Genomic DNA, 6,837 nt, shown 5'->3' with positions numbered 1-6,837 from the left:
TCGTTGACCCCGTCACCGACCATCGCCACGGTCTTGCCCTCGGCCTGCAGCCGTTTGACCACATCGACCTTGTCGGCCGGCAGCACCTCGGCGATCACCTCCTCGATGCCGACCTGGGCGGCGACCGCACGGGCGACCGCCTGGTTGTCGCCGGTCAGCAGCACCGGCGTCAGCCCCAGCGCGCGCAGATCGGCGATGGCCTGAGCGCTGGTGGGTTTGACGGTGTCGGCCACCACCAGCACCGCCCGCGCCTGGCCGTCCCAGCCGACCGCGACCGCCGTGCGGCCGGCGTCCTGCGCCTGCCGCAGCGCCCGGGCCAGGTCGGCGGGCAGGTGCTGGGACCACTCGGCCAGCAGGCGGGGCCGGCCGACCAGCACCGCGTGGCCGTCCACGATGCCCTGCACCCCCAGGCCCTCGACGTTGGCGAAGTCCTGCGGGACGGGCAGGCCGCCCACCTGCTCGGCGGCGCCCCGGGCGATCGCCTGCGCGATGGGGTGCTCGGAGGCGTGCTCCAGGGCCCCGGCCAGGCGCAACACCTCATCACGGTCCTGCCCGTCGGCGGGCACGACCTCGACCAGGGCCATCCTGCCTTCGGTGACGGTGCCGGTCTTGTCCAGCACCACCGTGTCGATCGCGCGGGTGGACTCCAGCACCTCGGGACCCTTGATCAAGATGCCGAGCTGGGCGCCGCGGCCGGTGCCGACCAGCAGCGCGGTCGGCGTGGCCAGCCCCAGCGCGCAGGGGCAGGCGATGATCAGCACCGCGACCGCGGCGGTGAAGGCGGCCCCGGCGCCCTCGCCGGTGCCGAGCCAGTACCCCAGCGTGGCCACGGCCAGGGCGATGACGATCGGCACGAAGATCCCGGAGATGCGGTCGGCCAGGCGCTGCACCTGCGCCTTGCCCGTCTGGGCGTCTTCCACCAGGCGCGCCATCTGGGCGAGCTGGGTGTCGGAACCGACCCGGGTGGCCCGCACGACCAGCCGACCTCCGGCGTTGACCGTCGCCCCGGTCACCGCATCCCCCACGCTCACCTCGACGGGGACCGATTCGCCGGTGAGCATCGAGGCGTCGATTGCAGAGGTGCCTTCCTCGATGATGCCGTCGGTGGCGATCTTCTCCCCCGGCCGGACCACGAAACGGTCGCCCACCGCCAGCTCTCCGACCGGGATGCGCACCTCGCGGCCGTCGCGGAGCACGGCCACATCCTTGGCGCCCAGCTCCAGCAGCGCGCGCAACGCCGCCCCCGCACGCCGCTTGGAACGCGCCTCAAAGTAGCGCCCGGCCAGGATGAACGCGGTCACCCCGGCGGCGGCCTCCAGGTAGATGTTGCCCGAGCCGTCGCTGCGGGCGATGGTCAGGTCGAACCCGTGCCTCATCCCGGGCACACCGGCATCGCCCAGGAACAGCGCCCACAGCGACCAGCCCAGCGCGGCGATCGTGCCGAGCGACACCAGCGTGTCCATCGTGGCGGTGCCGTGCCGCAGGTTGGTCCAGGCGGCCTTGTGGAAGGGCAGGCCGCCGTAGACCACGACCGGGGCGGCGAGCGTCAGCGACAGCCACTGCCAGTAGGTGAACTGCACCGCCGGGATCATCGCCATCGCGATCACCGGCACCGCCAGCACGACGGAAACGATCAGCCGGGTGCGCAGCGGAGCCGGCTCGTCTTCCGGCTCCCCGGGCGCCTGCTCGGGTCTGGGCGGCTCGGGCAGCCTGGCGGTGTATCCGGCCTTCTCCACCTCCGCGACCAGCATCTGCGGGTCCAACTCCACAGGGAAGGTCACCTTGGCCTTCTCCGTGGCGTAGTTCACCGTCGCCGACACGCCCTCCAGCTTGTTGAGCTTGCGCTCGATCCGGTTCGCGCACGACGCGCAGGTCATGCCGCCTATCGAAAGCTCGACCGCGCCGGACGGCCGGTCACCGGTTGTCGCCGGCATCACCACTCCTTCCTCTCGCGTCGTGCCGTCAACGGCTGTGCCCCGCCGCTTCCGCGTGAACCGCGAAGGCCGCGGTGCGGACGGTCCCCTCGTGCGTGAAGTCCGGGAGCGGGCGGTAGTCCCCGCCGCCCGGCACCGGCGCGGCGAAGATCGCTCCGCCTGACGTCGCGTCCTCGGGGGGCACGTGCAGGCAGGCCGGGTCGCCCGCGCGGATCTCGCCCAGATGGTGGTTCGAGGTCGCCGGCGGGTCTGCCGTCCTTGCTCACCGTGAACCCGAGCTTACTGACCCGGCCCGGTGCGAGGTCGTCCGTCATCACCGTGGATCCGTCCATCCGCGTCCGAGCCGGGCGGGGGTGTTCACGAAACACCCGCTACGTCATATCCGGCCTCCCGGACGGCCGCCACGATGGCCGCGTCGTCGACGCCGCCGTCGGTCTCGACCGTCAACAGGCCGGAGGAGAGGTCCACCCGGACGTCGGTCACGCCGGCGACCGCACCGACCTCCTCGCTGACCGAGCTGACGCAGTGGCCGCAGGTCATGCCGGTGACGGTGTAGGTGCTGGTCATAACGATCACTCCGATAACTCGTGCCTCACTGACGAGAACACCATACCCCCCTACCGTATTTCCGCGTCAGAAGGGGCCCCCTTTCGGGGGCCCGCCGGGCCTACAGGAGGTAGCGCAGCCAGAGGTACGGCACGCACAGGGCCACCGTGACGACGGTGACCACCAGGCCGTATTTGGTGAACTGCCAGAAACTGATCCGCGCGCCGTTGCGCTCGGCGATGCCGAGGATGACGACGTTGGCGGAGGCGCCCACGGCGGTGGCGTTGCCCCCGAGGTCGGCGCCGAGCGCGAGCGCCCACCACAGCACGTTGTGGTCGCCGCCGGGCACGTGCTGCGCGAGATCGGCCACGATCGGGCTCATTGTGGCGACATAAGGGATGTTGTCCACGATCGCGGACAGCCCCGCCGACGCCCAGAGCAGGACCATGACGGTCACTCCGGGCCGCCCGGCCGTCGCCTCCGCCGCCGCCCGCGACACCTGGGCGATCACGCCGGTCTCGACGAGCGCGCCGACCATCACGAACAGCCCGGCGAAGAACACCAGCGTCGGCCACTCCACCTCGCGCAGCGCGTCGTCGGTGGTGATCTTTGTGACCAGCACGAGCAGCCCCGCCCCGAGCAGCGCCACGACCGACGGCTCGTAGTGCAGCACCGGATGCAGCACGAACGCCGCGATGACCACGCCGAGCACGGACAGGCTCTGCACGAGCATGACCTTGTCCTGGATGGCCGCCCGCTCGTCCAGTTGCATGATCTCGGCCGCCCGCTCGGGGTCGTACCGGAACGCCTTGCGGAACAGCAGCCGGCACAGTCCGATGAAGACCGCCGTCAGCACGATCACCAGCGGCGCGAGGTGGACGAGGAAGTCGTTGAAGGTCAGCCCGGCGCGGGAGGCGATGATGATGTTCGGCGGGTCGCCGACGAGGGTCGCGGTGCCGCCGATGTTGGACGCCATCGCCTCGGCGATCAGGAACGGCGCGACCGGCAGCGCGAGGCGTTCGCAGACGAGGAACGTGACCGGCGCGATCAGCAGCACGGTCGTGACGTTGTCCAGCAGCGCCGACGCCATGGCCGTGATCACCAGGAGCAGCGCCATGAGCCGGAACGGCCGTCCCCTGGCGCGTTTGGCCGCCCAGATGGCGAGGTATTCGAACACGCCGGTCTGCCGCAGCACACCGACGATGATCATCATGCCCAGCAGCAGGAAGACGACGTTCCAGTCCACGCCGGACTCCTGCGAGAAGAACGCCGAGCCGGCCGTGGTCGCGTGGACGAGCAGCAGGATCGCGGCGCCGCCCAGGGCGGCCTTGACCCGGTGGACCTTCTCGCTGGCGATGAGGACGTACGTGGCGACGAAGACGATCGCCGCCACCCATGCGGTCACCGTCATGTGAGCCGCTTGAGCAGCGCGGAGAGCGTGACCGCGCCCAGCAGGCGGTCGCCGTCGAGCACCGCGACCAGGGGGCTGCGGGTGCGCGCCATCAGCGCGGCGACCTCCAGGAGCGTGGCGTCGGGATCGGTCACGGGGAGCTCGCGCGGCCGTTCCGGCATCGCCTGACGGACCGTGCGCTCGCCCAGCGCGCGGACGAACACGTCGGCGTGCGCCTCGTCGATCACCCGGGCCAGCGCGGGGTCGTCCTGGCAGTAGCGGGGCACGGCCAGGCGCAGCACCTGCGTGCCCGGCAGGATCGACACCGGTGCTCCGCGCTCGTCCAGCACTATCAGACCGGGCAGCTCGCGCTCGGCCATGAGGCGAGCGGCGTCGGTCACGGGGGAGTCGAGCTCCACGGTGGGGATCGGCACTACGAGATCCCGGGCACGCATGCTCTCACCTGCCTGCCACGTGCGGCTGTGCTCACGTCTGCCTTCCGGTCGCCGGTACGGTCCCCCGGGTATGGGAGACCCCTTCGCCGACCAGACTTCCCGGCACGCCCCGCACCAGGCTATCGACCGGACAGGCCGTACAAAAGCCCCGAAGAGGCGCGGCGGACGAATACCCCCTCTCCGTACGGCAGGCGTCCGAGCGACCCGGCCGGGAGCGGGACCATGCCCTCGGGCACCTCCGTCAGCCGGGCGGAGAAGGCGAGACGGCGTCCGGTGAGTCCCCGGGGCGAGACGTAGTCGTCCGCACCGGCGAAGGTCACCTCCCCCACCGGGGCGAGCCGCGCCAGCGCCGCCACCACTCCCTCGCCCGGCCGTACGACCGTGGCGGGCAGGCGGTCGGTCTCGTCGTCGGAGTGGACGAGCACCGCGCCGTCGAGCCAGCCGGTCAGGCAGACCGTGACCTCCTCGAACCCGGCGCGTACGGCCTCGGCCGCCAGATCGGCGGAGCCCGGGACGTCCCATCCATGCAGGGAGAAGACCGGCGCCTTGGAAGCGGCCAGTGCGGCATCGGCGGCCGCGGGGAGGCCCGGCGAGGTCGCGGCGAGTGCCCGCCGCACGGCCTCGACGCCCGCCCGCGCGTACGGCACGGTCTGCTCGGGCAGCCGGTCCAGCGGAAACCACGCCAGCTCGGCGCACTTGTGCGGCTCGGCGTTGACCGGCGTGCCGGTGATGGAGCGCGGCACGAGGAACATCCCGATGCGTGCCGTCCCGCCCGCGTTGCGATGGTGCATCACGTGGACCACCTCGCAGTCGTCCACCTCGACGCCGAGCTCCTCGCGGGCCTCCCGCACGGCGGTGTCCACCACCGACTCCCCCTCCTCCAGGTGCCCGGACGGCATGATCTGCCACTCCCCGTCGGCGTAGCCGGTGCCCTGGCGGCGGCCGAGCAGCACCTTCTCGCCGTCCGTGAGCATCAGGTGCACGTCGACGACCGGCCGGTAGCGGCCCGGGGCGTACGTCGCGGCGTCGAGCAGCGCGGGCAGGGTCGCGGCGTTCGCGGAGATGAACTCCCCCAGCTCGGGCGGGACCATGGTGAGCGCGCGCACCTCCTCCGGGCGCACGCGCCGCACCTCGTGCAGGCCGATGTCCGGTTCGAGGAACTCCGGGCCGCTGCGGCGCGACAGGTCGAGCGACACCAGCCGGCAGGCGAAGACCGTGCTCAATCGGCCGGGCTCGGCGAGGGTGAACACGTGCAGCGCCGGTCCCGCCGTCGCTCCGAGCTCCTCGTCGAGCTCGCGGCGCAGCGCCGCCTCGGGAGATGCGTCGGCCGGCTCCACCCCGCCGCCCGGCGTGACCCAGTACGGCTCCCGCCCCGGCCGTACGCGCCGGAACAGGACGACGTCGTCGCCGTCGAACAGGATGGCCCGGACGCTGTGCCGTACGGAGGTCATGTCCGGCATCCTCTCGCGGACGGTCCGGCGTCCGCCGCCGAAGGGGGCCGAAATACGGTGAGGAGAGCTCTCCCCGCAGGGAGGGGCTCCGTGAGAAAGGGATGCAGGGGCATGACCGAAATGACCTACCGGCGGCTGGGCGACTCAGGACTCGTCGTCTCGGCTCTCGGCCTCGGCGGCAACAACTTCGGCCGCAGGATCGACCTCGACGCCACGCGCGCCGTGGTCGACGCGGCGCTCGACGCCGGCGTCACGCTGATCGACACCGCCGACATCTACGGCGAGTCGGAGACGCTGCTCGGCGAGGTGCTGAAGGGGCGGCGTGACCAGGTCGTCATCGCCACCAAGTTCGGCGGGGACGTGAACGGCGCCAACGGGCCCGACTGGGGTGCGAGGGCCTCGCGGCGGTACGTCCGCCTGGCGGTCGAGCGGTCGCTGCGCCGCCTCAAGACCGACTGGATCGACCTCTACCAGCTGCACTTCCCCGACCCGTCCACGCCGATCGAGGAGACCCTGTCGGTGCTGACGGACCTGGTGCGGGAGGGCAAGGTCCGCTATGTGGGCTCGTCCAACCTCGCGTCCTGGCAGGTCACCGACGCGGACTGGATCGCCCGCACCGGCGGCTTCGAGCGTTTCGTGAGCGCGCAGAACGAGTACAGCCTGCTCGATCGGCGGGTGGAGAAGGAACTCGTCCCGGCGCTGCTGCACCACGGCGTCGGCCTGCTGCCGTACTTCCCGCTGGCCAACGGCCTGCTCACCGGCAAGTACCGGCGCGGGGAGGAGCCGCCGGCGGGCACCCGCCTCGCGGGCCGGCCGCAGTATCTGACCGACGCGCGGTTCGAGGTGGTGGAGCGGCTGCGGGAGTTCGCCGAGCGGCAGGGGGTGACCCTGCTGGACGTCGCGATCGGCGGTCTGCTCGCGCAGCCGGCCGTCTCCTCCGTAATCGCGGGGGCGACCCGGCCCGAGCAGATCAAGGCCAACGTCGCGGCGGCGGCGTGGCGACCGGACGAGGCGGCGCTGAAAGAGCTGAACGAGATCGCAAGCTGAGTATATGCAGTTGT

At 71.9% G+C, this 6,837-nt stretch carries 7 protein-coding genes; 1 reads left to right on the top strand and 6 read right to left on the bottom strand.

Annotation, left to right across the window (positions count from 1 at the left end):
• The 6 genes from QSK36_RS37695 to QSK36_RS37675 all read right to left on the bottom strand — a co-directional run.
• A partial coding sequence (locus QSK36_RS37695) for a heavy metal translocating P-type ATPase (protein ID WP_285785677.1) occupies positions 1-1,934 on the bottom strand: 1,934 nt, incomplete at its 3' end.
• Positions 1,935-1,962: 28 nt separating this feature from the next.
• Positions 1,963-2,157: a DUF8832 domain-containing protein gene (locus QSK36_RS43780; RefSeq protein WP_502883424.1), complete on the bottom strand. Its 195-nt coding sequence runs from the start codon at positions 2,155-2,157 to the stop codon at positions 1,963-1,965.
• A 134-nt stretch (positions 2,158-2,291) separates the two neighbouring features.
• On the bottom strand, positions 2,292-2,501 hold the full coding sequence (locus QSK36_RS37690; RefSeq protein WP_183538106.1) for a heavy-metal-associated domain-containing protein: 210 nt from the start codon (positions 2,499-2,501) through the stop codon (positions 2,292-2,294).
• Positions 2,502-2,601: 100 nt separating this feature from the next.
• Complete coding sequence (locus QSK36_RS37685) at positions 2,602-3,891, bottom strand: ArsB/NhaD family transporter (RefSeq protein ID WP_285785676.1); 1,290 nt, start codon at positions 3,889-3,891, stop codon at positions 2,602-2,604.
• Positions 3,888-4,325, bottom strand: a complete 438-nt coding sequence (locus tag QSK36_RS37680) for a CBS domain-containing protein (RefSeq protein WP_285785675.1) — start codon at positions 4,323-4,325, stop codon at positions 3,888-3,890. The genes QSK36_RS37685 and QSK36_RS37680 overlap by 4 nt, the downstream gene beginning before the upstream one ends.
• Before the next feature lie 119 nt (positions 4,326-4,444).
• Positions 4,445-5,776 carry an NUDIX domain-containing protein gene (locus tag QSK36_RS37675; RefSeq protein WP_285785674.1) on the bottom strand — a complete coding sequence of 444 codons (1,332 nt, stop codon included), beginning with the start codon at positions 5,774-5,776 and terminating at the stop codon, positions 4,445-4,447.
• Positions 5,777-5,887: 111 nt separating this feature from the next.
• Here QSK36_RS37675 and QSK36_RS37670 point away from each other — a divergent pair, with 111 nt between their 5' ends.
• On the top strand, positions 5,888-6,823 hold the full coding sequence (locus QSK36_RS37670) for an aldo/keto reductase (protein WP_221263873.1): 936 nt from the start codon (positions 5,888-5,890) through the stop codon (positions 6,821-6,823).
• Positions 6,824-6,837 lie beyond the last annotated feature (14 nt).

Source organism: Microbispora sp. NBRC 16548, from assembly GCF_030268985.1.
GTDB lineage: Bacteria > Actinomycetota > Actinomycetes > Streptosporangiales > Streptosporangiaceae > Microbispora > Microbispora catharanthi.
Note: the sequence above shows the minus strand (reverse complement) of the source record. Positions and strands in the feature narration are given on the sequence as shown.

Coding starts and splice junctions, on each gene's coding strand:
- QSK36_RS37690 (WP_183538106.1), bottom strand. CDS start 2,501: ATGACCAGCACCTACACCGTCACCGGCATGACCTGCGGCCACTGCGTC.
- QSK36_RS37685 (WP_285785676.1), bottom strand. CDS start 3,891: ATGACGGTGACCGCATGGGTGGCGGCGATCGTCTTCGTCGCCACGTAC.
- QSK36_RS37680 (WP_285785675.1), bottom strand. CDS start 4,325: ATGCGTGCCCGGGATCTCGTAGTGCCGATCCCCACCGTGGAGCTCGAC.
- QSK36_RS37675 (WP_285785674.1), bottom strand. CDS start 5,776: ATGACCTCCGTACGGCACAGCGTCCGGGCCATCCTGTTCGACGGCGAC.
- QSK36_RS37670 (WP_221263873.1), top strand. CDS start 5,888: ATGACCGAAATGACCTACCGGCGGCTGGGCGACTCAGGACTCGTCGTC.